The sequence below is a fragment of the Methylobacterium sp. B1 genome (assembly GCF_000333255.1).
Classification (GTDB): Bacteria; Pseudomonadota; Alphaproteobacteria; order Rhizobiales; family Beijerinckiaceae; genus Methylobacterium; species Methylobacterium fujisawaense.
In genome coordinates this window covers 1-1,339 of the sequence record NZ_BACT01000239.1, presented here as the reverse complement: position 1 = coordinate 1,339, position 1,339 = coordinate 1, and the positions used below count along the sequence as shown (strand labels likewise).

Here is a 1,339-nt window from a genome sequence, read left to right as displayed (position 1 = left end):
GGGAGCGGCGAGTTCGGGCAGGCGGGGGCCCGTCTTCCTTGCGGTATCGACCATGGCGCCCGCGAAGCCGGCGGCTGCGAGTGCGGGCACATGCGGGGCCGTCGTGCCGTCCTCGGCGAACAGCACGGCGATCAGCCGCCCCGGTGCCGCCGCGACAAGGTCGACCAGGGCCGACGGATCCCGGAGCAGGGCTGGCGCGAGGCCCACCTTCACCCAGTCGACGCCGGTGTGCGCCAGGGCGGCCACGGATCGGACCGCGGGATCGGCCACCGCACTCGTCGCGGCACCGCCGGACACGCGGGCGACGATCTCCCGCACGATCCCGTCGTCCAGGGCGCCGAGCGCCCCGCGCTCCGGATCCTTGGCATCGATCAGGTCGGCACCCGCAAGGCGAGCGGCCTCGGCCTCAGCCGGATCGCGGACGCTGACGAGGAGCCGGGGCAGAGGATCTTGCTGGGTTGAAGACGTGGGCACGAAACACTCGGACTTGAACGGACCGTCTCAGGACTTCCCGGGCAGCGGCTCGGCGAGCAGGCGGTTCTTCACCACCCAGCGCATCGCGTGCGCCCAGGTATCGTCGGTGTCGGCGCGGATCGTCACCTGGCCGCCGCGCACCGCCTTGCCGGTATCGGCCTCGGCGATCGTGACGCTCAGGTTGAAGATCTGACCGGACCCCTTCTCCACATAACCGGTCACGACGAGGTCCGCACCCAGGCTCTTGGCGATGTCCGCCGCGCAGCCGTTGCATTTGTAGAGCGGCCCCTCCTTGGCGACGACGTCGGCCTTGGATGCGGTATCGACGATCTCCAGCCCGGCCCTGTCACGGAGGGCGTTGCGCAATTCGTCCGTGACGAGGGTGAGTTTTCGCGCATCGACCGGCCGCGTCCGGGTTCCGTAGGAGGCGCCGGGATCGAAGAGTTCGACCGGAAACACGGCCGCCTTCTCGGCGGCGCTGACCGCGCCGGGCAGGGCGGCCGAGAGCGCCACGAAACTGCAGGCAATCGCGGCGCGGAGAGACGTCAGGCGCATCGGCGGGAGCTTCCTCTCGAGGCGTTCGGCCGCCCGTATCGGCGGCGTCGTTCCCGCCATAGGTCGGGCGAAGGGACAATTTGGCAATGTACTTCCGCGTCCACCTATCCCACGACGGCAACGTGAACGTCGGGACGACACGCCGCGGTTGAGCGGCCAGAGCGGAAGCTGATAGAGGCCGCCTACATGCATCATCCTGCACCCGACACCGTCTTCCGGCCTCCGACGCGCCCAGCTTGGCTGCGCGCTGCCCTCGTCGCGCTGGCCCTGGCTCCGCCGTCGGCATGGGCCGAGGACCAAGCCCGGGCTG

2 protein-coding genes are annotated in these 1,339 nt (G+C 70.4%); both read right to left on the bottom strand.

The features are described 5' to 3' along the window. On the bottom strand, window positions 1-474 hold a 474-nt coding region (locus I53_RS06745), incomplete at its 3' end, for a (5-formylfuran-3-yl)methyl phosphate synthase (protein WP_043348220.1). Between the two features lie 27 nt (window positions 475-501). Next, window positions 502-1,029: a DUF3280 domain-containing protein gene (locus I53_RS06740; RefSeq protein ID WP_043348222.1), complete on the bottom strand. Its 528-nt coding sequence runs from the start codon at window positions 1,027-1,029 to the stop codon at window positions 502-504. Window positions 1,030-1,339: the final 310 nt, after the last annotated feature.